Source organism: Streptomyces sp. NPDC002476 (assembly GCF_042889785.1).
Classification (GTDB): Bacteria; Actinomycetota; Actinomycetes; order Streptomycetales; family Streptomycetaceae; genus Streptomyces.
Genome location: NZ_JBIARH010000016.1, coordinates 29,126 through 51,266, shown reverse-complemented (window position 1 = coordinate 51,266; position 22,141 = coordinate 29,126). Strand labels below are relative to the sequence as shown.

At 72.9% G+C, this 22,141-nt stretch carries 20 protein-coding genes, 1 tRNA gene and 1 pseudogene; 13 read left to right on the top strand and 9 right to left on the bottom strand.

The annotated features are described in order from the left end of the window. Positions 1-138: 138 nt before the first annotated feature. The 3 genes and pseudogenes from ACFYXM_RS19720 to phsA all read right to left on the bottom strand — a co-directional run bounded on the left by ACFYXM_RS19720 (position 139) and on the right by phsA (position 2,931). Positions 139-588 carry an ASCH domain-containing protein gene (locus tag ACFYXM_RS19720; RefSeq protein WP_389290887.1) on the bottom strand — a complete coding sequence of 150 codons (450 nt, stop codon included), beginning with the start codon at positions 586-588 and terminating at the stop codon, positions 139-141. A gap of 224 nt (positions 589-812) precedes the next feature. Further along, positions 813-1,016: pseudogene (locus ACFYXM_RS19715) on the bottom strand (gluconate transporter); the annotation flags it as partial. Between the two features lie 58 nt (positions 1,017-1,074). Then, positions 1,075-2,931 carry an O-aminophenol oxidase PhsA gene (gene phsA, locus ACFYXM_RS19710; protein ID WP_389291059.1) on the bottom strand — a complete coding sequence of 619 codons (1,857 nt, stop codon included), beginning with the start codon at positions 2,929-2,931 and terminating at the stop codon, positions 1,075-1,077. Between the two features lie 381 nt (positions 2,932-3,312). Here phsA and ACFYXM_RS19705 point away from each other — a divergent pair, with 381 nt between their 5' ends. Beyond that, the gene (locus ACFYXM_RS19705; protein WP_389290885.1) at positions 3,313-4,398 is read left to right on the top strand and encodes an S-(hydroxymethyl)mycothiol dehydrogenase; all 1,086 of its coding nucleotides are present in this window, start codon (positions 3,313-3,315) and stop codon (positions 4,396-4,398) included. Continuing rightward, positions 4,398-5,027 carry an MBL fold metallo-hydrolase gene (locus ACFYXM_RS19700; protein WP_389290883.1) on the top strand — a complete coding sequence of 210 codons (630 nt, stop codon included), beginning with the start codon at positions 4,398-4,400 and terminating at the stop codon, positions 5,025-5,027. The genes ACFYXM_RS19705 and ACFYXM_RS19700 overlap by 1 nt, the downstream gene beginning before the upstream one ends. A gap of 236 nt (positions 5,028-5,263) precedes the next feature. Here ACFYXM_RS19700 and ACFYXM_RS19695 read toward each other — a convergent pair whose 3' ends face one another. After that, on the bottom strand, positions 5,264-6,199 hold the full coding sequence (locus ACFYXM_RS19695) for a pseudouridine synthase (protein ID WP_389290882.1): 936 nt from the start codon (positions 6,197-6,199) through the stop codon (positions 5,264-5,266). Positions 6,200-6,498: 299 nt separating this feature from the next. On the opposite strand from ACFYXM_RS19695, the gene bla reads away from it, so the two are divergent. Then, entirely contained in the window at positions 6,499-7,416 is a 918-nt protein-coding gene (gene bla / locus ACFYXM_RS19690) for a class A beta-lactamase (RefSeq protein WP_389290880.1), read from the top strand. 113 nt (positions 7,417-7,529) lie between these two features. On the opposite strand, the gene ACFYXM_RS19685 is transcribed toward bla, so the two are convergent. After that, positions 7,530-7,617, bottom strand: a tRNA-Leu gene (locus ACFYXM_RS19685). A 180-nt stretch (positions 7,618-7,797) separates the two neighbouring features. Here ACFYXM_RS19685 and ACFYXM_RS19680 point away from each other — a divergent pair. From ACFYXM_RS19680 to ACFYXM_RS19670, 3 genes are all read left to right on the top strand, one after another. After that, positions 7,798-9,123: a M20/M25/M40 family metallo-hydrolase gene (locus ACFYXM_RS19680; protein WP_389290879.1), complete on the top strand. Its 1,326-nt coding sequence runs from the start codon at positions 7,798-7,800 to the stop codon at positions 9,121-9,123. 188 nt (positions 9,124-9,311) lie between these two features. Continuing rightward, positions 9,312-9,545, top strand: a complete 234-nt coding sequence (locus ACFYXM_RS19675) for a chaplin (protein ID WP_389290877.1) — start codon at positions 9,312-9,314, stop codon at positions 9,543-9,545. Between the two features lie 139 nt (positions 9,546-9,684). Next, positions 9,685-10,449, top strand: a complete 765-nt coding sequence (locus ACFYXM_RS19670; protein WP_389290876.1) for a chaplin — start codon at positions 9,685-9,687, stop codon at positions 10,447-10,449. Positions 10,450-10,506: 57 nt separating this feature from the next. Here ACFYXM_RS19670 and ACFYXM_RS19665 read toward each other — a convergent pair whose 3' ends face one another. Next, on the bottom strand, positions 10,507-10,695 hold the full coding sequence (locus ACFYXM_RS19665) for a DUF5703 family protein (protein ID WP_266702672.1): 189 nt from the start codon (positions 10,693-10,695) through the stop codon (positions 10,507-10,509). A gap of 47 nt (positions 10,696-10,742) precedes the next feature. On the opposite strand from ACFYXM_RS19665, the gene ACFYXM_RS19660 reads away from it, so the two are divergent. Beyond that, on the top strand, positions 10,743-11,402 hold the full coding sequence (locus ACFYXM_RS19660; RefSeq protein WP_389290875.1) for a hypothetical protein: 660 nt from the start codon (positions 10,743-10,745) through the stop codon (positions 11,400-11,402). Positions 11,403-11,498: 96 nt separating this feature from the next. On the opposite strand, the gene ACFYXM_RS19655 is transcribed toward ACFYXM_RS19660, so the two are convergent. Both ACFYXM_RS19655 and ACFYXM_RS19650 read right to left on the bottom strand, forming a co-directional pair. Further along, positions 11,499-13,805: a helix-hairpin-helix domain-containing protein gene (locus ACFYXM_RS19655; protein WP_389290873.1), complete on the bottom strand. Its 2,307-nt coding sequence runs from the start codon at positions 13,803-13,805 to the stop codon at positions 11,499-11,501. Next, positions 13,802-14,785 (bottom strand): aldo/keto reductase, encoded by a 984-nt coding sequence (locus ACFYXM_RS19650; protein ID WP_389290872.1) that lies wholly within the window; start codon positions 14,783-14,785, stop codon positions 13,802-13,804. Before ACFYXM_RS19650 ends, ACFYXM_RS19655 begins: the two co-directional genes overlap by 4 nt. 140 nt (positions 14,786-14,925) lie before the next feature. Between ACFYXM_RS19650 and ACFYXM_RS19645 the strand changes: the two genes are divergently transcribed. Further along, positions 14,926-15,975 carry an LLM class F420-dependent oxidoreductase gene (locus ACFYXM_RS19645; RefSeq protein ID WP_389290870.1) on the top strand — a complete coding sequence of 350 codons (1,050 nt, stop codon included), beginning with the start codon at positions 14,926-14,928 and terminating at the stop codon, positions 15,973-15,975. A gap of 278 nt (positions 15,976-16,253) precedes the next feature. Continuing rightward, complete coding sequence (locus tag ACFYXM_RS19640; RefSeq protein ID WP_389290869.1) at positions 16,254-17,042, top strand: ferritin-like domain-containing protein; 789 nt, start codon at positions 16,254-16,256, stop codon at positions 17,040-17,042. A 91-nt stretch (positions 17,043-17,133) separates the two neighbouring features. Here ACFYXM_RS19640 and corA read toward each other — a convergent pair whose 3' ends face one another. Continuing rightward, the gene (corA, locus tag ACFYXM_RS19635) at positions 17,134-18,129 is read right to left on the bottom strand and encodes a magnesium/cobalt transporter CorA (protein ID WP_389290867.1); all 996 of its coding nucleotides are present in this window, start codon (positions 18,127-18,129) and stop codon (positions 17,134-17,136) included. Between the two features lie 72 nt (positions 18,130-18,201). Here corA and ACFYXM_RS19630 point away from each other — a divergent pair, with 72 nt between their 5' ends. The 4 genes from ACFYXM_RS19630 (at position 18,202) to mshC (ending at position 22,028) form a co-directional block, all read left to right on the top strand. Then, positions 18,202-18,924: a histidine phosphatase family protein gene (locus ACFYXM_RS19630; RefSeq protein WP_389290865.1), complete on the top strand. Its 723-nt coding sequence runs from the start codon at positions 18,202-18,204 to the stop codon at positions 18,922-18,924. 108 nt (positions 18,925-19,032) lie between these two features. After that, positions 19,033-19,623: a DUF3090 domain-containing protein gene (locus tag ACFYXM_RS19625; protein ID WP_389290863.1), complete on the top strand. Its 591-nt coding sequence runs from the start codon at positions 19,033-19,035 to the stop codon at positions 19,621-19,623. Then, a complete protein-coding gene (locus ACFYXM_RS19620; protein WP_389290861.1) occupies positions 19,587-20,441 on the top strand; it encodes an SCO1664 family protein in 855 nt (284 codons plus the stop codon). The genes ACFYXM_RS19625 and ACFYXM_RS19620 overlap by 37 nt, the downstream gene beginning before the upstream one ends. A gap of 357 nt (positions 20,442-20,798) precedes the next feature. Next, entirely contained in the window at positions 20,799-22,028 is a 1,230-nt protein-coding gene (gene mshC / locus ACFYXM_RS19615; RefSeq protein WP_389290860.1) for a cysteine--1-D-myo-inosityl 2-amino-2-deoxy-alpha-D-glucopyranoside ligase, read from the top strand. The last annotated feature ends 113 nt before the right edge of the window (positions 22,029-22,141 follow it).

The following is a 22,141-nucleotide window of genomic DNA, read 5'->3' as shown; positions in this document are numbered from 1 at the left end:
CGCCGGTCCCGGTCCGGCTCCGGTCCCGGTCCGGCTCCGGTCCCGGCTCCGGGGCGGGGGCGGAATCGCGGGCCACGGGCGCGGCCGGGGGCGGGGCCCGGATCGCGTTCCCGGGAAGGCGGGTGAGGCCGGCCGCCCCTACCGTTCCGCCGAGCCCGCCACGGGGACCGACAGCTCGACGACCCGGAACCGTTCGGCGACGACCATGGTGTCGTCGTTCACGGTGAAGCCCGGGTCGCCGAGCGCCTCCCGCATCTCCGTGCCGTGCCAGAACCTCTCGTGGTCCGCGCGCCACTCGGCCACCGAGGCGTGCCCCTCGCCCTCGTCGATCACATGCGGCAGATCGATGTCGCCGAGGCGCAGCACCCGTACCTCCGTCACCTCCAGCACCGCGATCTCACGGCCGTCCGAGTCGATCAGCGCGGACCGCTCACCCACCGGGGGCAGCTCCTCCTTCTCCGCCTCGTACTCGGCGAGCAGCCCGGTCGTCGACACCTTCACGCCCTCGAGCACCGCCCGGACGAGCCGGTCGCGCAGCGGGCCGGGGAAGGCGAGCAGAAAGGGCTTGAGGGGTTCACTGTTCGGCATGGCGCTCAGTCTGGCACGCGCTCACGAACCCGGCGCCGGACGGCACGCACTCCGTTCCCGCCGGTCGACCGCGCACATGGCGACGGCGTCCGCCGAACCGGACGCACGCCTTGGCATGCGTGCCGGACCGTCGGGCGCCATCGGGCACGGCCCCGGCAGCCGCCGAGGGGGGAGGACCGTGCCGGGAGGGGCAGACGGGGCAAACGTTGCCTGACGCGGCACTGGAGAATCAGCGACAGCGGCAGGATGAAGGCCGGCGCGACCACGGAGATGACGGTCTCCGTCACCGACCAGGTCTTGATCATCCGACCGACGTTCATTCCGAAGTACTCCTTCACCAGCCGGAACCCGGCGTCGTTGACGTGGCTGAAGAAGAGCGGACCCGCGGCCGTCCGTGCGGCGGCGGTCCGACGACAGGCGCGAAGCGGCCGACGCGTCACCGGGACGGCGTCGGCGCTCCCGCGGGGGCCGCCGTTCGCGACCGGGTCAGCCGCCGTGCCCCCGGCCGTGGCCGCCGTGCCCGGCGCCGTGGTCGAACTTGAGCGCCTCCGGCGGCAACACGACGAAGGGCCGCATCATGCCCATGTCCTCGTGCTCCAGCAGATGACAGTGGTACATGAACCGTCCGTACCCGCCGTCGAAGTTGCCGAGCACCTTCACCAACTGCCCCTGCGGCACCCGGAAGACGTCCTTCCAGCCCTGCTCGTTCGCCGGCACCGGGATCTCGGTGCCGTGGTCGAACGCCACGGGGGAGCGGGTGCCGCCGATCGCGGTGTCGAAGCCGTCCACCGTGTACGCCTCCCGGCCGAGGACCTGGAAGTCCGCCAGGTGGATGTGCATCGGATGGGTCGGGGCGCCCAGGTTGAGGAACGACCACTGCTCGTACGTGTTCTCGCCGACCGTGAACCCGAGCCCGTCATTGAAGCTCCGGGCGATCCTGCGGTACGTGCGCACCGTGCCGTCCTCGCCCCGCACCTGGACGACGCCGTCCGACGGCATCGGCACCCCGGACGCGTCCTCGACCTCCGTCATCTCCCAGATCTCCGGGTGGCCGCCGCCCCCGACCGTGCCGGGCGGGGTCAGCACGACGAGCCGGTGCCCGTGCTCCACCAGGCCGTGCTCGTACCGGCGGAAGGAACCCGACAGCACCTCCGGCGGCACGAAGGCGTCCCGCAGCCCGGTCTCCCGTACCCGGAACTCCATCACCTGCGGGAACGGCACGCTGGACGCGAGGTCCGGCACCCCCGGCCCGAGCCTGCCCCGGTTGACCAGGCGGACCCGTCGCCCGGCCAGCGCCGAGAAGTCGATCAGCAGGTCCATCCGCTCGGCCGGCGCGATCGTCAGCGAGGGCATCGACTCGTCGAAGTCGACCGGGACCGGCCGCGGCAGCAGCCCGCCGTCGCTGCCGATCTGCCGGATCACGCCCGGCACCGGCTCGTTGGCGTCGTCCAGCAGCACCAGATCGTAGATCCGGGCGTTGGAGGCGTTGACCAGCCGGAACCGGTACCAGGCGTCGTCCACGTCGAAGTGCGGCCAGATACGGCCGTTGACCGTCGTGTACGGGCCCAGGAACGGCAGCGACACCGGCTTTCCGGTCTCCGGGTCGGCCGCGACGACCACGGTGGTCTTGTGCAGCAGCCGCCCGTTCGGCCGTCCGTCCTCATCGGTGTCCAGGTTGCGGTCCGCGAGGATCAGCGGCACCTCCCGGTCGCCGGACGGCAGACCGAGCGTGTCCTCCTCGTCGTCCCGGACGAGATACGTGCCGACGAGCCCGGCGTACACGTTCCAACGGGTGATGTTCATGGCGTGGTCGTGGTACCACCAGTGGGCGGCGTGGTGGTCGTTCGGGTACTCCGACAGCTGGGCGTCGCCGGAGCCGACGGCGTTGTCCGCCCAGCCGTCGTTCCCGCCGCCGGTCTGCGCGCCGTGCAGGTGGGTCACCGTCCAGGCGGGCAGCGCGGAGACGTCCGCGTCCGGCTCGACGCCGTCGCGTCCCGGCCGGTTGTGCGGGGCCGTCTCGCCCGGTCCCACCGGACCGACCTCCACCGCGGTCACCGGGTACTCGCTCCCCTCGGGCACCCGGTTCGTCCAGGCGATCCTGATCCGCTCCCCGCGCCGCACCTCGATGGTCGGCCCCGGCACCATCCCGTCGTACCCCCACATCAGGGTCGGCGGCAGCTGCGAGTGCATCCGTACCCAGGTGGGCGACACGGCTATCTCGGTCTCGTGGAGCGGGTCGTCGCTCCGCGGGCGCAGCACCGGCGGTACGGGCAACGGGTCGGCGTACGGCACGAGTCCGCCCACCCGTGCCGCCGACACGGCCGCTCCGGCCTCCGGCGCCACCGCGTCGGTCCGGGCCGCGCCGGCCGGTGCCGCGGCCGTCACCGCGTCGGTTCCTGCCGTGTCGGTCCGTCGGCCGGTCTTCTCCGTGAACCCGGCGATCTCGGTCAAGGTACTTCCCCCCGTGATCCATAGATCATTTGTCGGTGGACCACAGGACCCCTGCCCCCGCAGGTATCGGCCCCGCGATCCCTCTGCATCGAAGGACCGCGGAGAGTGGTGCCGTAGTTCACCGCAACGCCCCATCTGACCGAAACCGGTACATCCCACCGGGTGGGCGGCGGTCGTTTCGCGCCGACGCGGCGCGCCGCCGTGACACGCTTCCGGGGCGTACGGTTGTTCGCGTTCGATCTTCACGAAATGACGGAAACAGGAGACCGCGGTATGTCGCAGCAGGTGCAAGGGGTCATCGCACCGGGGAAGAACGAGCCGGTACGGGTCGAGACCATCGTGATCCCCGACCCGGGCCCCGGTGAGGCCGTGGTGAAGATCCAGGCGTGCGGCGTCTGCCACACCGATCTGCACTACAAGCAGGGCGGTATCAACGACGAGTTCCCGTTCCTCCTCGGGCACGAGGCGTCCGGCGTGGTCGAGTCCGTCGGCGAGGGCGTCACGGACGTCGCGCCCGGCGACTTCGTCGTCCTCAACTGGCGTGCGGTGTGCGGCCAGTGCCGGGCGTGTCTGCGCGGCCGGCCCTGGTACTGCTTCGACACCCACAACGCGAAGCAGAAGATGACGCTGCTCGACGGCACGGAACTCTCCCCGGCCCTCGGTATCGGCGCGTTCGCCGAGAAGACCCTGGTCGCCGCCGGCCAGTGCACCAAGGTCGACCCCGAGGTCTCCCCGGCCGTCGCCGGACTCCTCGGCTGCGGCGTCATGGCGGGCATCGGCGCCGCCCTCAACACCGGCCAGGTCGGCCGCGGCGACTCGGTCGCCGTGATCGGCTGCGGCGGTGTCGGCGACGCGGCGATCGTCGGCGCCCGGCTGGCCGGAGCGGCGCGGATCATCGCCGTGGACGTCGACGACCGCAAGCTGGAGACGGCCAAGTCGATGGGCGCCACCCACACCGTCAACTCCCGTTCCACCGACCCGGTCGAGGCGATCCGCTCGCTGACCGGCGGCAACGGCGCGGACATCGTCATCGAGGCGGTCGGCCGCCCCGAGACGTACCAGCAGGCGTTCTACGCCCGCGACCTCGCGGGCACCGTCGTCCTGGTCGGCGTCCCCACCCCGGAGATGCGACTGGAGCTGCCGCTGCTCGACGTCTTCGGCCGCGGCGGCTCGCTCAAGTCCTCCTGGTACGGCGACTGTCTGCCCTCGCGCGACTTCCCCATGCTCATCGATCTGCACCAGCAGGGCCGCATCGACCTCGGCGCGTTCGTCACCGAGACCATCGGACTCGGCGACGTCGAGAAGGCGTTCGCCCGGATGCACGAGGGCGACGTGCTGCGCTCGGTGGTGGTCCTCTGATGGCCGCCCGCATCGACCACCTCGTCACCTCCGGCACCTTCGCCCTCGACGGCGGGGAGTGGGACGTCGACAACAACGTCTGGATCGTCGGCGACGACACCGAGGCGATCGTCATCGACGCCGCCCACGACGCCGACGCCATCGAGACCGCGCTGAACGGCCGTGCCCTGCGCGCCATCGTGTGCACGCACGCGCACAACGACCACATCGACGCGGCCCCGGCCCTCGCCGCCGCCACCGGCGCACCGATCCTGCTGCACCCCGACGACCTGCCGCTGTGGAAGCGCACCCATCCGGACCGCGCCCCGGACGGCGAACTGACCGACGGGCAGGAACTGCGGATCGCCGACGCGACGCTCACGGTCCTGCACACCCCGGGCCACGCGCCCGGCGCCGTCTGCCTGTACGCCCCCGGGCTGACCACCGTCTTCACCGGCGACACGCTCTTCCGGGGCGGCCCGGGAGCCACCGGACGCTCCTTCTCCCACTTCCCCACGATCATCGGCTCGATCAGGGAACGGCTGCTCCCCCTGCCCCCGGAGACCAAGGTCCGCACCGGACACGGCGACTCCACCACCATCGGCGCGGAGGCCCCGCACCTCGACGAGTGGATCGCCCGCGGCCACTGAGAGCCTGTCGGGTGGCCTCTGACCGGGCGGCCACGCCCTGGCGCGCACACTTCCGGCGTTGCCGGGATGCCCTCGTAGTGCCACCACGAGGGCATCCCGGCGCCTTGGAATCGCACAACACCATGCCGCGTCCGCTTTCCGGTCGAAGGTCACCCGACAGGCTCTGAGGCCGGGCGGCACACACCGGCCCCGGGCCCGCGCAGGTCACCCGGCCCCGGACCGGTACGGCCCGCCGGTCACCGCTCCGGCCACGCGGAGAGCCGCAGCCCGCTCTCGAAGCGGCGCGGCTCGCCCGTGACCGGATCGGTGAACTCCAGTACGCGCGCGAGCAGTTGGAGCGGTCGAGACCAGTCGTCGGCCTCGCCATCCGCCTCGACCACCGGATAGACCGGGTCGTCGACCAACGGCAGCCCCAGCCCGTTCATGTGGACCCGCAACTGGTGGGTGCGTCCGGTGGCGGGCAGCAGCCGGTAGCGGCCGAGACCCGCCCGGTGCTCCAGCAGCTCGATCCGGGTCTCGCTGTTCGGCTCGCCCGGCTCCTCACGCGCGGCGACGACCCCGCGCTCCTTCACGATCCGGCTGCGCACGGTCCGGGGCAGGACCAGCCCGGGATCGTACGGTGCCACCGCCTCGTACTCCTTGCGCACCAGCCGGCCCCGGAACAGCGTCTGGTACGCCCCCCGCTCCTCGGGCCGCACCACGAACAGGACCAGTCCCGCGGTCAGCCGGTCCAGCCGGTGCGCGGGCTGCAGCGCGGGCATGTCCAGATCCCGGCGCAACCGGGCCACCGCCGTCTCGGTGACATGGCGTCCGCGCGGTGTCGTCGCCAGGAAGTGCGGCTTGTCGGCGACGACGAGATGCGCGTCGCGATGGACGACCCCGACCGGGAACGGCACCGGCTCCTCCGGCGCGAAGTCCCGGTGGAACCAGAGGTACCGCCCCGCGGCGTACGGCTCGTCGGCGGACACGGGACCGCGCACGGACACGAACCGCCCCTCGGCGAACATGGCGTCCACCCGCGCCGCCCCGACCGGCCCCGCGAACCGTGCCCGCAGATGATCCCCGACCGTCACCCACCGCCCCTCCGGGTCCTCCGGAAGCCGCACCCGCACCGGATCGATCCCGGCCCGCTGGGGCAGCGGTGCGGGCGGAGGCTTCGCGCGCCCCCTCACCGGGGCGCGCCGTCCGGTACGGCGGTGGGCATGGAAACGGACTCCTCGTGTTCTCGTCGGGGTGCTCGCCCAGTATCCCCGGTCGTCCCGGCCCGCCGGGGCACCGCCCCCGCCCCGCGGGACGGAGAACGGGCCCGCTCCACCCGGGAAGCCGACGCGGTCGACCGCACCCTCGCGCACGCGGTACGCGGGGCGCGGGGCGCGGCCCGTCCCCACCGCCCCGCATCCGACCGGACGGAACCGTTCCGCGGGTCGGCCGCGTGTCGGGGTATGTCGTGAACACCGGAGAAGGGAACGCCTTGCACATCACAGGACCACGCCCGTCCCGCCGTACCGCGCTCGTCCTGGGCGCCGGCGCGGCGCTCTCCGCCGCCCTGCCCCCGGCACTCGGTGGCACCGCGTACGCCTCGACCGGCGGCGCCGTCGCCTCGCGCCTGGCGCAACTGGAGCGGGAGCACACCGCCCGGCTCGGCGTGTACGCCCACCACACGCGCACCCGGAGGACGGTGGCCTACCGGGCGGACGAGCGCTTCCCGATGTGCTCGCTGTTCAAGACGATCGCCGCCGCGGCCGTGCTGCGCGACCTCGACCACGACGGCGAGTTCCTGGCGGAGCGCATCCACTACACCCGCCGGTACGCGGAGGACTCCGGGTACTGCCCGATCACCGGCGAGGACGAGAACATCGCCCGCGGCATGACCGTCGGCGCACTGTGCGACGCGGCCATCCGCCACAGCGACAACGCCGCGGGCAACCTGCTCCTGCGTGAGCTGGGCGGACCGACCGCCGTCACCCGCTTCTGCCGTTCGACCGGGGACGGCCGCACCCGGCTCGACCGCTGGGAGCCCGAACTGAACTCGGCGGAACCGTGGCGCGCCACCGACACCACCACCCCGCGCGCCATCGGCCGCACCTACGCGAACCTCACGCTCGGCGACGCGCTCTCGCCCCGGGACCGGCACCGCCTCACCGGCTGGCTGCTCGGCAACACGACCAGCGACGAGCGGTTCCGCGCCGGCCTGCCCGCCGACTGGACCGTCGCCGACAAGACCGGCGGCGGCCGGTACGGCGGCAGCAACGACGTGGGAATCACCTGGCCTCCGGGCGGCGCTCCGATCGTGATGGCCGTCCTCACGACCAGGTACGAGGAGGACGCGCCGGCCGACAACGCACTGGTGGCCAGGACCGCCGCCCTGCTGGCCGAGGTGCTCGCGTAACCCGGGAGGCGGGGCCCGGGATGTCGGTGGACGGCGTGCCGGGCCCGTGGGCCGTGCGCTCCCGCGACCTCGCCCGAAACAGCAGAAAACCCCAGCTGAGCTGGGGTTTTCAGTGGTGTCCGAGGGGGGACTTGAACCCCCACGCCCGATAAAGGGCACTAGCACCTCAAGCTAGCGCGTCTGCCATTCCGCCACCCGGACCAGGTGTCTGTCTCGCGGGCCTCGCCCGTTCCGACGTGGAAAACAATAGCAAACATCAGGGGGTGCTCGATCACGCCGGGGGTGTGAAGGGCACATGACGAGAGGCGGAGGGCCTTGGGCGGGCGGACGGAGCGGGGGAGGATGAGGGGGAGGGACACAGCGACAGTGGAAGGAAGCAGTGTGAGCGAGACCGACACGGCCCGGACCGTCCCGGGCGAGGACGAGGTCGTGGACCTCTGTCGTGACCTGATCCGCATCGACACCAGCAACTACGGGGACCACTCGGGGCCGGGGGAGCGCGGCGCCGCCGAGTACGTCGCGGAGAAGCTGGCCGAGGTCGGGCTGGAGCCGCAGATCATCGAGTCCCACAAGGGCCGGGCCTCGACCGTGGCCCGGATCGAGGGCGAGGACCCGTCCCGTCCCGCGCTGCTCATCCACGGGCACACGGACGTGGTGCCGGCCAATGCCCACGACTGGACCCACCACCCGTTCTCCGGCGAGGTGGCGGACGGCTGCGTGTGGGGCCGGGGCGCGGTCGACATGAAGGACATGGACGCGATGACCCTCGCGGTCGTCCGCGACCGGCTGCGCAGCGGCCGCAAGCCCCCGCGTGACATCGTGCTGGCGTTCCTCGCCGACGAGGAGGCGGGCGGCACGTACGGGGCGCGGTATCTCGTGGACAGGCACCCCGGTCTCTTCGAGGGCGTCACCGAGGCGATCGGCGAGGTCGGCGGCTTCTCCTTCACGGTGAACGAGAAGCTGCGGCTCTACCTCGTCGAGACGGCCGAGAAGGGCATGCACTGGATGCGGCTCACCGTGGACGGCACCGCCGGTCACGGCTCGATGACCAACGGCGACAACGCGATCACCGAGCTGTGCGAGGCGGTCGGACGGCTCGGGCGGCACAAGTGGCCGGTCCGGGTGACCAAGACCGTGCGGTCCTTCCTCGACGAGCTGTCCGACGCGCTCGGTGTCCCGCTCGACCCGGAGAACATGGAGGCCACGCTTTCCAGGCTCAACGGCATCGCCAAGATGGTCGGCGCCACGCTCCGCAACTCGGCGGCCCCCACCATGCTCGGTGCCGGCTACAAGGTGAACGTCATCCCCGGACAGGCCGTGGCCCACGTCGACGGCCGCTTCCTGCCCGGCTTCGAGGAGGAGTTCCTGGCCGATCTGGACCGCATCCTCGGCCCCCGGGTGAAGCGGGAGGACGTGCACACGGACAAGGCGCTGGAGACCAGCTTCGAGGGCTCGCTCGTCGAGGCGATGCAGGTGGCCCTCAAGGCCGAGGACCCGATCGCTCGTGCGGTCCCCTACATGCTCTCGGGCGGTACCGACGCCAAGTCCTTCGACGATCTCGGTATCCGGTGCTTCGGGTTCGCCCCGCTGCAGTTGCCTCCGGAGCTCGACTTCGCGGGCATGTTCCACGGCGTGGACGAGCGGGTGCCGGTGGACGGTCTGAAGTTCGGCGTGCGGGTGCTCGACCGCTTCATCGACAACTGCTGAGCCCGCGCGGCCTCCGAGCAGGGACGAGTGACGCCGGTCCGCCGTTGTGTCACGCCAATAATCGCCAGCGCGTGCGTATTTGACCGGAACGAGTGAAAGGAACCATACGCTCGTAGCCCGATTAGCTCGTCCTCGTTACAGGTGATGCGGTCCGCGGCTGGGACCGCATTGCCAACTAGGAGGAAACAATGATCAAGAAGGTCGTCGCTGCTGCGGCCGTGACCGGTGGTCTGGTGCTCTCGGGTGCGGGCATGGCCGTCGCGGACTCCGGCGCCCAGGGCGCCGCCATGGGCAACCCGGGTGTCATCTCGGGCAACACCATCCAGGTGCCCGTGCACGTCCCGATGAACCTGTGCGGCAACACGGTCGACATCATCGGGCTGCTGAACCCCACCTTCGGCAACGCCTGCGTCAACGCCTGACGTTGATGGGTCAACCCGTGAGGGTTTGAATCCGGTCGGCCCCGGAGTGCACGTCATGCACTCCGGGGCTGCTGGGTACTTCGCCCCCGCTCGATCGAGTCCGGGGGTATTCCGGAAGGCAGAAGGCAGGAAAGAAGTTATGCGACAGGTCACGCGCAAGGGCCTGATCACCATGGCGGCGGCGGGCGGCGCGCTCGCGCTGAGCGGTGGGTACGCGCACGCGGACGCGGGGGCGTCCGGGGGCGCCGCGAATTCCCCGGGGGTGCTGTCCGGGAATTCCGTCCAGATCCCGGTCGACGTCCCGGTCAACGTCTGCGGGAACTCCGTGGACGTCGTGGCGCTGATCAACCCCGCGTTCGGGAACACCTGCGGAAATGGTTCGCAGGGGGCCTCCACGGGCAAGCACGCCTCCGCCAGCCAGGTGTCCGGCGACCTCACCCAGGCGAGCCGGCCGGGAACGGGCAAGCACCGGGCCCCGATCGACGGCGGGGCGACGGCCCAGGGCGTCGCGGAGGGCTCGCCGGGCGTGCTGTCCGGGAACAGCATCTCGGCGCCGATCGACATCCCCGTGAACGTCTGCGGGAACAGCGTCACCATCGGCGGACTGCTCAATCCCACCTTCGGCAACGAATGCGGGAACGACACGGACGTCGTCACACCGCCGGTCAAGCCGGTCAAGCCGGTCACCCCCGTCACCCCGGTCACGCCGGTCACGCCGGTCACCGAGCACAAGCCGCCGGTGCCGGGCCCGCGGGAGGTACCGAACGTGCCCGAGGCGCAGAACGTGCCCCAGCTCGCCCACACCGGGGCGGGCGGTGCCGGACTGCTGATCCCGGCGAGCGCGGGCCTGCTGCTGGCGGGCGCGGGAGCGGTGTTCTACCGCCGCGCCCGCCTGTCCGCGTAACGGACCGAGGCGGCGAAGCGAGAGGGGCGGGACCCGCGACAGCGGGGCCCGCCCCTCTCACCAGGTGGCGCGGAGCTGGCGGATGATCCGCCGCCGCAGCCGCACCCTGCGGCTGCCGTCGTGGCGCAGCGTCAGTCGGTCCAGTTCCCAGTGCCCGTACTCGGCATGGTCGGTCAGCAGGCGTGCGGCGTCCTTCCGGGACACCCCGCGCGGTACGTACACATCGACAAATTCGTATTCCGGCATCCCATCCATTGTGCGGGCAGAGGCCCGGTACGGATAGCGTCTGCACCATGTCTGATGCTGCGCAGCCCACCGCTGCCGAGGTACGCGCCGCCGCCGAAGCCATCAAAGCCGCGCTCGACCGTCACCTCGACGCGGTCGAGCGCCGGACGGGGGACGACGATCCCGCCGTCTACGACGCGTTCAACGCACTGGCCGCCGCCGCCGAGGTCTACGACGAACTGCTCTACGACCGCTACGACGAGGTCACTCCCTTCGAGATCCCGGGTGCGGACGGCTCCCTGCCGCCGTACGCCGGCCCCGAGGAACCGAACGCGCTCAGCGTTCTGATCCGGCGGGACTACGCCGTGGTGGAGCCGCCGCGGCTGTTCGCACAGGCACAGCGGATCGCCGACCTCGATCCCGACGACCGGGCCACCGGGAGCGCCGCGGTCGTCGGCTCCAGCGTCCACGCGGCGCTCGGTGTGCTGTTCGGGGAGTACGAACCGGACGAGATCGCCTCCCGGCACGCCGAGTTCGGGCTGGAGGAAGGGGACTCCACGCTCTGGGTCACGGCCGTGGAGGAGCCGCCGGAGGCGGGGGAGTGGCTCGACGCACCGTTCGAGGACGCGGATCCGCAACTCGTGGTGTGCCGCTTCGACGTCAGCTCCGTCTTCGACGAGGACGACACCGACGAGGAACCGGCGGGGCTGGTGGCGGACGGCTCCTGACCCGTGCCGTCGCCCGGGTCCGTACCCCCGTGTGTCCTGCCCGTCCCGTACCCGCCGCCGGAATCGGCCGGGGGTACGGGACGGCGCGCGGCCCGGTCAGTGGGCCGCGGCCTCCAGGAGGCCGCGCAGCCGCGTCGTGCGGTCCTGGGCCGGGGGTTCGGCGACCGCGCGCGGGAGCGCCTGGTCCACGCCGTGCACCACGGAGAGGTGCCGCTCGGCCCGGCCGAACGCGGTGTACACCCAGGGGCGGCTCAGCCCCTGCGCCGCGTCGCCCGGCAGCACGACGACCACCGCGGGCCACCGCGTCCCGGCCGCCTGGTGGGCGCTGAGGGCCCAGCCGTGCCGCACGGACGACGCCACCCGCTGCTGGGGGACGACGATCCGCTCGCCCGCGCAGTCCAGGTGCAGGCCCTCGGCGTCGGCCGAGACGACCGTGGCGGGCACGGTCCTGCCGGGCACCGGGACGTGGACGACACGGTCGCCCGGGTCGAATCCGCCGAACCGTCCCGGACCGGGGTTGAGCCGCTGCTTGAGGGCAGCGTTCAACGCGCGGGTGCCCGCCGGACCGCCGTGGCCGACGGTGATGACCTGGGTGTCGGCGGAGGGGATGCCGAGGGCGCGCGGCACCGAGTCCGCGACCAGCTGCACGGTGCGGTGCACCGCCTCGCCCGCATCGCGCACGGGGACGATCACCACTTCCCTGCCCGGCGCCGCGACCTGGTTCAGCTCACCGATGCCGATGCCCGAGACCAGTTCGCCGATCGGTCCCGGATCCGGGGTGCGGGAGACCACCTGCGGGCAGGCGCGGGCCGCCAGCACGTCCGCGAACACCCGCCCCGCACCGGCTGATCCCAGCACGCCCGGATCGCCGCTGAGCACCAGCCGGGTGCCGTCGGCCAGGGACTCCACCAGCATCGCGGCGGACTCGACGTCCACCTGCGGGGCGTCCAGGACGACGAGCAGGTCGACGGCGATCGCCCCCTCCTCGTCCCGTCCCGGGCCCTCCGTGTCGGAGAGCAGCCCGGCCAGGGTGACGGCCGCCGCCGGATCGCCGGTCGCCTCCGCCAGTCTGCGTCTGCCGTCGACGCCGTGCGCGGCGCCCAGGACGCGCAGGCCCAGCGCGCGGGCGGCGACGAGGAGTGCGGCGGGTTCGGTGCGGGCCGCCTCGCCGCCGGTGTGCGCCACGACGCCGTGGGCCGCGACCGCGCGGATCAGCTCGGCCGCCGACGGGGAGCCCGCGGCCGCGGCCGCCTCCTTCCAGTCGGCGCCCTTCTCGCAGGCGTGGGCCAGGCGGGCCAGACCGTCGGCGAGGCTCTCCTCGGCGAGCGCGTACCGGTCGAGCCCGAGCAGCACCCGGACAGGATTCCGCCCGGACGGGGCGTTCTCCTCCAGGTCCTCGCCGGACTCCGCGGCGGCGGGGCCCCCGTCCTCCTCCTCGTCCTCCTGGAACACGAGGACCGCGCCCGCGGCGACGGCGTGCCGCACGGTCGCCTCCGGGTCGGACACCGCCTGCTCGGCGAGCGCGGCGTGGACCGCCGTCGCCTCCATCGCCGTGTGTCCCCGCAGTGCGGCCCGCTCCAGCAGCCGGCCGATCAGGGCGGTGGTCCTGCGCTCGTCGTCCGGACCGCATCCGGGGCCCAGCAGGGCCCGCGCGAAGGCGTCGGCCTGCTCGGGGCCGACCCCCGGCACGGCCAGCATGCGCCACGGGTCCTCGCGCAGGACGCCAGCCGCCTGCGGGCCCAGTGCCTCGGCCGTCGGTCCCGCGAGCGCTCCGGGAGCACCGCCCTCGGCCAGCACGGCGGCCACCTCGGCCACCGCCTCCATGGAGGGGCCGCGGGGCGCGGGCGTCGGCTCGGGCGGCCGGGGGCGGTTCGGCGCGGGGGCCGGAGCGGACCGTCTGGGCGCGGCGGCGGGCGCGGGCGAGTCGAAGAACGCGGCGGCGGTCTTCTCGCCGCTCTCCACGGCACGCACGGCGGCCAGCAGATCGGCCGCCGTGCCGCTCAGCTTCCCCCCGGCCGGGATGGGGCCCGCCTTCTCGGCCTTGCGCTTCTCGATCCGCTCCCTGAGCTCCCGCTGGGCGGCGAGCTCGGCCTCGGTCTCCGAGAGCGGCGCGGCCGCCCCTTCGCCGCCGGCGGTCTCCTCGCCGGGCGTCCCCTCGGCGTCGGCGGCCCCTTCGCCCACGGACTCCCCGCCCTCGGGGGGCCCGTCGTCCCCGCCGTCCGGGGCCGCCCCTGCCGCCTCGGCGGCGACGTCGTCGGCCGTCGCCGCTCCTTCGTGTGCCTCCCCGGCCTCGCCCCGCACGGGTGGTGAGGGCGGGGTGGGAACGGTTGCGGGGTCCGCGACGGCGCCTGCGTCGTCGGCGGCCGGGGAGCCGGGGGCGTCTCCCCCGGGAAGCGCGGTCACAGCGTGCTCCAGTCCTGGTCGGGATAGCGATGCACGGGCGCCGACACGTCGTCGAGCGCCTGGCAGATCTCGTCAGGAAGACTAAGCGTCTCCACCGACAATGCCTCCGTCAGCTGCTGCGCGTTGCGCGCGCCGACGATCGGGGCCACTACTCCCGGCCGGTCCCGTACCCAGGCCAGCGCCACCTGGAGTGGCGTGGTGGCCAGACCGTCCGCCGCCGTCGCCACCGCGTCCACGACGCGGGCCGCCGCGTCGTCCAGATACGGCTCGACGAACGGAGCGAGCAGTTCCGAGGCGCCGCGCGAGTCCGCGGGAGTGCCCGTGCGGTACTTCCCGGTCAGCACTCCCCGACCCAGCGGAGAGGAGGGGAGCAGCCCCACGCCCAGGTCGAGGGCGGCGGGCAGCACCTCGCGCTCCACGCCTCGCTGCAACAGGGAGTACTCCATCTGGGTGCTCGCCAGCCGGGTGCGCGCGCCACGTGCGGCCAACTGCCAGGTCGCCGCCTTCGCCAGCTGCCAGCCGCAGAAGTTCGACACCCCCGCGTACCGGGCCCGGCCGCTGGACACCGCCAGGTCCACCGCCTGAAGCGTCTCCTCCAGCGGAGTCGCCGGGTCGAAGGCGTGGACCTGCCACAGGTCGACGTGATCCGTGCCGAGCCGGTCCAGCGAGGCGTCCAGGGCCGCCAGCAGATGCCCCCGGGAGCCGTTGAACCTGCGGTACGGGTCGGCGACGCTGCCCGCCTTCGTCGCGACGATCAGCTCGTGCCGCGGCACGAGGCCGTCGGTGAGCCGTCCGAGCAGGTACTCGGCCTCCCCGCCGCCGTACACGTCGGCCGTGTCGATCAGGGTGCCGCCCGCCTCCCAGAACGCCTTCAGCTGTTCGGCGGCGTCGTGCTCGTCGGTGTCCCGTCCCCAGGTGAGGGTGCCGAGTCCGATCCTGGACACGCGAAGGCCGGTGCGGCCGAGATGCCTCTGCTCCATGGGCGCTGAGATTACTGGCCGGAACCCCACGGGGCGGAGGGCTGTGGACAACCCGGTTCCGGGTCGCCCCTGCCGCGAGGGGCCGGCGGGCGCTAGAGTCCAGGACCCAGAGACGTTACTGATCGGTAAGGAGAGCGGCTATGCGGCTCGGCATCAATCTCGGTTACTGGGGCGCGGGCATGGACGGCGACAACCTCGCCGTGGCGCAGGAGGCCGACCGGCTCGGCTACGACGTCTGCTGGGCGGCCGAGGCGTACGGCTCCGACGCACCGACCGTGCTGTCCTGGGTGGCCGCCCGGACCGAGTCCATCGACGTGGGCTCCGCGATCATGCAGATCCCGGCCCGTCAGCCCGCGATGACGGCGATGACCGCCGCCACCCTCGACTCTCTCTCCGGAGGCCGCTTCCGGCTCGGCCTCGGTGTGTCGGGGCCTCAGGTCTCCGAGGGCTGGTACGGCGTGAAGTTCGACAAGCCCCTGGCCCGCACCCGGGAGTACGTCGAGATCGTCCGCCGGGCGATGTCCCGTGAACGGCTGACGTACGAGGGGCAGCACTGGACGCTCCCGCTGCCGGACGGTCCGGGCAAGCCCCTCAGGCTCACCGTCCACCCGCAGCGCGAGCACATCCCGCTCTACATCGCCGCCATCGGCCCGAAGAACCTGGAGCAGACGGGCGAGATCGCCGACGGCGCCCTGCTGATCTTCCCCGCGGCCGAGCACCTGGAGGAGACCGCGGTCAAGTACCTGCGGGCCGGGCGCGAGAAGGCCGGGCTGACCATGGACGGCTTCGACGTGTGCCCGACGCTGCCGCTCGCCGTCGGCGACGACATCGACGCGCTCGCGGATATCTTCCGTCCGTACACCGCGCTGTACGTGGGCGGCATGGGCAGCCGCGACCAGAACTTCTACAACCGGCTGGCACGGCGCATGGGCTACGAGAAGGAGGCCGTCGAGATCCAGGACAAGTACCTGTCCGGCGACAAGAACGGCGCCGCCGCAGCCGTTCCGCACGAGCTGATCGACCGGACCACGCTGCTCGGCCCGGTCGAGCGGATCGCCGAGCGGATGCAGGCGTACGCCGCCGCGGGCGTCACGACGCTCACCCTGGCCCCGGCCGGATTCACGCTCGACGAGCGGATCGCGGCGCTGCGGGCCGGCACGGAGGCGCTGGAGCGGTCCGGCCTCGCGTGACACGGATCCACGGACCCCGGGACCACGGGCTCCGATAGGCATCGCGGCCGTGGTGGGGGCTCGGGGTCTCCCCGCCACGGCCGTCACGCGGAACAACGGCCCCGGCGGCGCGCGGTTACGCCCGTCCGGCCCGCCGCCCCTCGGAGGTGAAAGGTTTCGGCCACGGCGGCCGCGCGGTCGGCAGCCCGTCCGGCGTAGCCGGAAGCCGTTCCTGTTGCCCGGGTGGACGCGCCGCATTTGACTGGCGATGGGCCGAAGCCGGTACGGAGGTGGCTGTGGTGCTCTCGGCAAGGGACCTGTTCCAGGAGATTCTCGACGAGGACGAGTCGTTCCGGCTGTTCTGCTCCATCGCGGCCGACGGCGAGGCCCAGGGCGGCTGGGAGAACGGCCGGATCGCGGCCCTCGTCCCCGAGAGCCAGCGGGCCCTGGCACCCAGGATCGCCCGGCACGGCGCCGACGAGGACAAGCACGGACGGATCTTCCACGCACTGCTGAGGAAGCGCGGACTGGGCCCGGTCGAGGTCCCGCCCGAGACCGACTACACGATGCTGCTGGAACGGCGGGGCATCGGCATCGCCCACGAACGCCTGGCACGCCGGGAACCGCTCACCGAGCGCGACATCATCACCTACCTCGCCCACAGCCGGGTCACCGAGCAGCGCGCCTCCGAGCAGATGGCGCTGCTGCGACGGCACTTCGCCGACCACCCCGGCATCGGCCGCGCGGTGCGGATGATCGCGGACGACGAGGACAACCACCTCGCGTACTGCCACGAGGAGCTGCTGCGCCTCGCCGGGGCCGGACACGGCCGTACGATCCAGCGCCTGCTGCGCGAATGCGCGCTCGCCGAGATCCGGGTGTACCGCGACGTCAGCCTCGCCGTGATGGACCACATGGGCCGCATCCTCGGCTGGTCCCGGGCCAGGGCGGCCGTGCTGGCGGCGGGGATCCACCTGGTCCACGCGTACGAACGGCTCGTGGGATGGCGGCGCATGGTGCGTCTGGAGCAGCCGGAGCGCCGTGACGCGCTGGGCGGGCCCGCGCCGCGCGAGACCGAGCCCGTCTGACCGGCGCCCCCGCACCGGACGGCCCGGCAACGCCGGAGGCGCACGCATCACGCCGCGTCCGCTCTCCGGTCGGAGGTCTCCCGACGGGCTCTCAGAGCCAGCCGCGGCGCTTGAAGAGCCGGTGCAGGCCGAAGACCACGGTGACCATCAGCACGATCACCGCCGGATACGCCCACACCCAGCCGAGTTCCGGCATGTGCTCGAAGTTCATGCCGTAGATCCCCGCGACCATGGTCGGAACGGCGGCCATGGCCGCCCAGGCCGAGATCTTGCGCATGTCGTCGTTCTGCCGCACGCCCACCTGGGCCAGATGGGCGGACAGGATGTCCGAGAGCAGCCGGTCGAGCCCCTCCACGTACTCGTTGGCCCGCGTCAGGTGGTCGTTCACGTCCCGGAAGAACGGCTGCGCGTGCTCGTGGACGAACGGCACGTCCGCGCCCGCCAGCCGGGCCATGGGCGCGCTCAGCGGACCGGCGGCACGGCGGAACTCCATGATCTGCCGCTTGAAGGTGTAGATGCGGGACGCGGTGTTCTTGGTGTTCGCGGAGCCGGTCGGCGCGAACACCTCGGTCTCCAGCTCCTCGAGGTCGTTCTGGAGCTCGCCCGCCACCTCGATGTAGTGGTCGACGACGGCGTCACTGATCGCGTACAGCACCGCGGTCGGCCCGTGCCTGAGCACCTCCGGCTCCGCCTCCAGCCGGCGCCGTACCGCGGCGAGCGGTGCGCCCTCCCCGTGCCGGACCGTCACGACGAACGAATCGCCGATGAAGGCCATCAGCTCGTCGGCGGTGACCGTGTCGCTGAGGTGCTCGTACACCACCGGCTTGATCACCGCGAACAGCGAGTCGTCGTACACCTCCAGCTTGGGCCGCTGGTGGGCGCTCAGGGCGTCCTCCACGGCCAGCGGGTGGAGCCCGAACTCCTCGGTGACGCGCTCGATCTCCCGCTCCGTCGGCTCGTACAGCCCGATCCAGAGGAACGCGTCCCCGGTGGCCCGTGCCTGTGCGAGGGCGTCGGAGAGGTCGGCGGGGCCCTCGGTACGGCGCCCGTCCCGGTAGATCGCACAGTCCACAATCACGGCGCGCATTCTTCCCTGCCCCGCACTCCCGCGCATCCCGGCCCGCTCCGCGCGACCCTGCGGCGGCCTACGCTGGCCCCTATGCCCACCCTGATCCTCGTACGCCATGGACGCTCCACCGCCAACACGGCCGGGGTGCTCGCCGGCCGTGCCTCGGGGGTCGCGCTCGACGAGCGCGGCACCGCGCAGGCCGCGGCACTCCCCGGACGGCTGGCCGCGCTGCCCCTCGCCGCCGTCGTCACCAGCCCCCTCCAGCGCTGCCGGGAGACCCTGCGCCCGCTGCTCGACGCCCGGCCGGGCCTGGTGGCGCACAGCGAGGAACGGATCAACGAGTGCGACTACGGGGACTGGTCGGGGCGCAAGCTGGCCGAACTCGCCGACGAGCCGCTGATGAGCGTCGTGCAGCGGCACCCGTCGGCGGCGGCGTTCCCCGGCGGCGAGTCCCTGCGCGCCATGCAGGCGCGCGCCGTGGACGCCGTACGGGACTGGAACGCGCGGATCGAGTCCGGGCACGGCGACGACGCCGCCTACGTGATGTGCTCGCACGGCGACATCATCAAGGCGCTCGTCGCCGACGCGCTCGGCATGCACCTCGACCTCTTCCAGCGGATCCACGTGGACCCCTGTTCGGTCACCGCGATCCGCTACACGCGTCTGCGGCCGTTCCTGCTGCGGCTCGGCGACACCGGAGACCTCGCCTCCCTGGCGCCGCGCGAGCGGACGGACGGGGCGGAGCCGACCGCGCACCCGGCCACCGGCACCGAAGCCGACGCGGAGGTCGGCGGCGGCGCCGGGGCGCCGTGATCGCTTCGCGCAGTAGGGTGGACGCGCCGTGGGCGCCCGGACCGGGACGGCCGGCGGCCTCGGCCACCCCATTCCCCATTCGCCGCCGATCTTCAAGGGAGACAGGACGTGTCCCGTCAGGTGTTCCTCTACGACCCCCCGGACCGCTTCGTGGCCGGCACGGTCGGGTTGCCTGGACGCCGTACGTTCTTCCTGCAGGCATCCTCGGGCAGCCGCGTCACCAGCGTGGCCCTGGAGAAGACTCAGGTCGCCGCACTCGCCGAGCGCATCGACGAACTGCTCGACGAAGTGGTCCGGCGCACCGGCGGCAACTCGCCGGTGCCCGCCGTCGCGCCCATGGACGTCACCGACACCGCCCCCCTCGACGTGCCCGTCGAGGAGGAGTTCCGGGTCGGCACGATGGCGCTCGCGTGGGACGGCGAGGAACAGCGCATGATCGTCGAGGCGCAGGCCCTGGTCGAACTGGACGTGGAATCCGACGAGGACCTCGCGGAGGCCGAGGAACGGCTGCTGCAGGACGAGGAGAACGGTCCTCCGGTCCTCCGGGTCCGTCTGAGCGGCGTACAGGCGCGGGCCTTCGCCAAGCGCGCCCTGGACGTCGTGAACGCCGGGCGCCCCCCGTGCCCGCTGTGCAGCCTGCCGCTCGACCCGGAAGGACACGTATGCCCGCGCCAGAACGGATACCGCCGCGGAGCCTGACCGACGCCGACCTGGTCACCGTGCTGGCCGAGGGCCGGCTCACCGTCCGCGGACAGGTCCGCGGGGCGTCCAACGCGGTGCTGCACTGCGCGGTCTCCCACGAGGGCGCGGAACTGGCCTGCGTCTACAAGCCCGTGGCCGGCGAACGGCCGCTGTGGGACTTCCCCGACGGCACCCTCGCCCAGCGGGAGGTGGCCGCGTACGAGATCTCCGAGGCGACCGGCTGGGGACTCATACCCCCCACCGTGCTTCGTGACGGTCCGTACGGCGAGGGCATGTGCCAGCTGTGGATCGATGCCGAGCCGGACGGCGAGGGGCACGCCGAGGACGGGCGGCGCCCGCTGCTGGCGCTCGTCGAGGACGACGAGCCCGGCGAGGGCTGGAAGGCCGTCGTACGCGCCGAGATCGGGGAGGGCAGGACGGCCCTGCTGGTGCACGCGGACGACCCGGAGCTGCGGCGGATGGCGGTCCTCGACGCCGTGATCAACAACGGCGACCGCAAGGGCGGCCATCTGCTGCCCGCGCCCGACGGCCGGCTCTACGGCATCGACCACGGTGTGACCTTCAACGCCGAGGACAGGCTGCGCACCCTGCTGTGGGGGTGGGCGGGGGAGCCGCTGACGGCCGAGGCCGTCGGCGTCGTGGACCGGCTGGGCGCGGAACTGGCCCCCGGGACCGCTCTCGCCACCCGGCTGGGGGAGCTGATCACCGAGGCCGAGATCGAGGCGCTGCGGGGCCGTGTGGGCGGGCTGCGGGCGTCGGGACGGCACCCGGAACCGAGCGGCTCGTGGCCCTCGATCCCCTGGCCGCAGGTGTGAACCGGTGCCCTGGGCCGCCGGTGTGAGCGGCGGCGCCGGGGCGGGCGCGAGCGGCGGCCCCGGCGCGAACGTGTCCGGCGCGGAAGACCGTCCGGGCGGCCCGGGGCGTTCCGGAGTCGGGCGGCGGCCCGGCGCGGGGGCACGCCGGGTGCGATGCCCGCGGAGAACAGGCCGATTCGGCGATCGTGCGGCGGAAGACGGGCGGAACCCGTGCGCCTCCCCGGGGCACGCGCGGTCCCCGGCGCCGCCTTCCTCCCGGGCCGAAGCAGAAGGGGCCGCATCGCGCAAGAGCGCCTCTTCGGCCAGGATCCGGTATCCGGTTCGTATCCGGAACGTGCATCCGGTTAGGCTCGTGACATGCATGCCTGGCCCGCTTCTGAGGTCCCCGCCCTGCCCGGCAAGGGCCGCGACCTTCGGATCCACGACACCGCGACCGGCGGACGGATCACTCTCGAACCCGGTCCCGTCGCCCGCATCTACGTCTGCGGCATCACGCCGTACGACGCGACCCACATGGGTCATGCGGCGACCTACAACGCGTTCGACCTCGTTCAGCGCGTGTGGCTCGACACCAAGCGGCAGGTCCACTACGTGCAGAACGTCACCGACGTGGACGACCCGCTGCTGGAGCGGGCCGTGCGCGACGGGCAGGACTGGACCCGGCTCGCCGAGCGCGAGACGGCCCTGTTCCGCGAGGACATGACCGCTCTGCGCATGCTCCCGCCGAAGCACTACATCGGCGCGGTGGAGGCGATACCGGGCATCGTCCCGCTCGTCGAACGGCTCCGGGACGCCGGTGCCGCCTACGAACTCGACGGCGACGTGTACTTCTCCGTCGAGGCCGACCCGCACTTCGGCGGCGTCTCCCACCTCGACGCCGAGGCGATGCGGCTGCTGTCCGCCGAGCGCGGCGGCGACCCGGAGCGCCCCGGCAAGAAGAACCCGCTCGACCCGATGCTCTGGATGGCCGCCCGCGAGGGTGAGCCGAGCTGGGACGGCGGCTCGCTCGGCCCCGGACGGCCCGGCTGGCACATCGAGTGCGTCGCCATCGCGCTGGACCACCTCGGCATGGGCTTCGACGTCCAGGGCGGCGGGTCCGATCTCGCCTTCCCGCACCACGAGATGGGTGCCTCGCACGCCCAGGTCCTGACCGGCGAGTACCCGTTCGCCCGGGCGTACGTGCACGCGGGGATGGTCGCCCTGGACGGCGAGAAGATGTCCAAGTCCAAGGGCAACCTGGTCTTCGTCTCACGGCTCCGCCGCGACGGCGTGGACCCGGCGGCGATCCGTCTCGCCCTGCTCGCGCACCACTACCGGTCCGACTGGGAGTGGACCGACCAGGTGCTCGCCGACGCGGTCGCCCGGCTCGGACGCTGGCGCTCCGCCGTCTCCCGCCCCGACGGACCGTCCGCCGAGGCCCTGGTCGAGGAGGTCCGCGAGGCCCTCGCCGACGACCTGGACGCACCGGCGGCACTGGCCGCCGTGGACCGCTGGGCCGAGCGGCAGCACGCCGAGGGCGGCACGGACGAGGGCGCGCCCGGACTCGTCTCGCGCACCGTCGACGCGTTGCTGGGTGTCGCGCTGTAGCACCCGCGCGGAGGCGACCCGCCGATTCCCCGACCGACGAACCGGCCCCGGACTTCGTGACGAAGTCCGGGGCCGTTCCGTTCCGTTCCGGGGTCCGAACCCGGACCTGGGGC

Coding starts and splice junctions, on each gene's coding strand:
- ACFYXM_RS19720 (WP_389290887.1), bottom strand. CDS start 588: ATGCCGAACAGTGAACCCCTCAAGCCCTTTCTGCTCGCCTTCCCCGGC.
- mshC (WP_389290860.1), top strand. CDS start 20,799: ATGCATGCCTGGCCCGCTTCTGAGGTCCCCGCCCTGCCCGGCAAGGGC.
- ACFYXM_RS19705 (WP_389290885.1), top strand. CDS start 3,313: ATGTCGCAGCAGGTGCAAGGGGTCATCGCACCGGGGAAGAACGAGCCG.
- ACFYXM_RS19660 (WP_389290875.1), top strand. CDS start 10,743: ATGTCTGATGCTGCGCAGCCCACCGCTGCCGAGGTACGCGCCGCCGCC.
- ACFYXM_RS19620 (WP_389290861.1), top strand. CDS start 19,587: ATGCCCGCGCCAGAACGGATACCGCCGCGGAGCCTGACCGACGCCGAC.
- ACFYXM_RS19630 (WP_389290865.1), top strand. CDS start 18,202: ATGCCCACCCTGATCCTCGTACGCCATGGACGCTCCACCGCCAACACG.
- ACFYXM_RS19665 (WP_266702672.1), bottom strand. CDS start 10,695: ATGCCGGAATACGAATTTGTCGATGTGTACGTACCGCGCGGGGTGTCC.
- ACFYXM_RS19675 (WP_389290877.1), top strand. CDS start 9,312: ATGATCAAGAAGGTCGTCGCTGCTGCGGCCGTGACCGGTGGTCTGGTG.
- ACFYXM_RS19700 (WP_389290883.1), top strand. CDS start 4,398: ATGGCCGCCCGCATCGACCACCTCGTCACCTCCGGCACCTTCGCCCTC.
- ACFYXM_RS19670 (WP_389290876.1), top strand. CDS start 9,685: ATGCGACAGGTCACGCGCAAGGGCCTGATCACCATGGCGGCGGCGGGC.
- corA (WP_389290867.1), bottom strand. CDS start 18,129: ATGCGCGCCGTGATTGTGGACTGTGCGATCTACCGGGACGGGCGCCGT.
- ACFYXM_RS19650 (WP_389290872.1), bottom strand. CDS start 14,785: ATGGAGCAGAGGCATCTCGGCCGCACCGGCCTTCGCGTGTCCAGGATC.
- ACFYXM_RS19645 (WP_389290870.1), top strand. CDS start 14,926: ATGCGGCTCGGCATCAATCTCGGTTACTGGGGCGCGGGCATGGACGGC.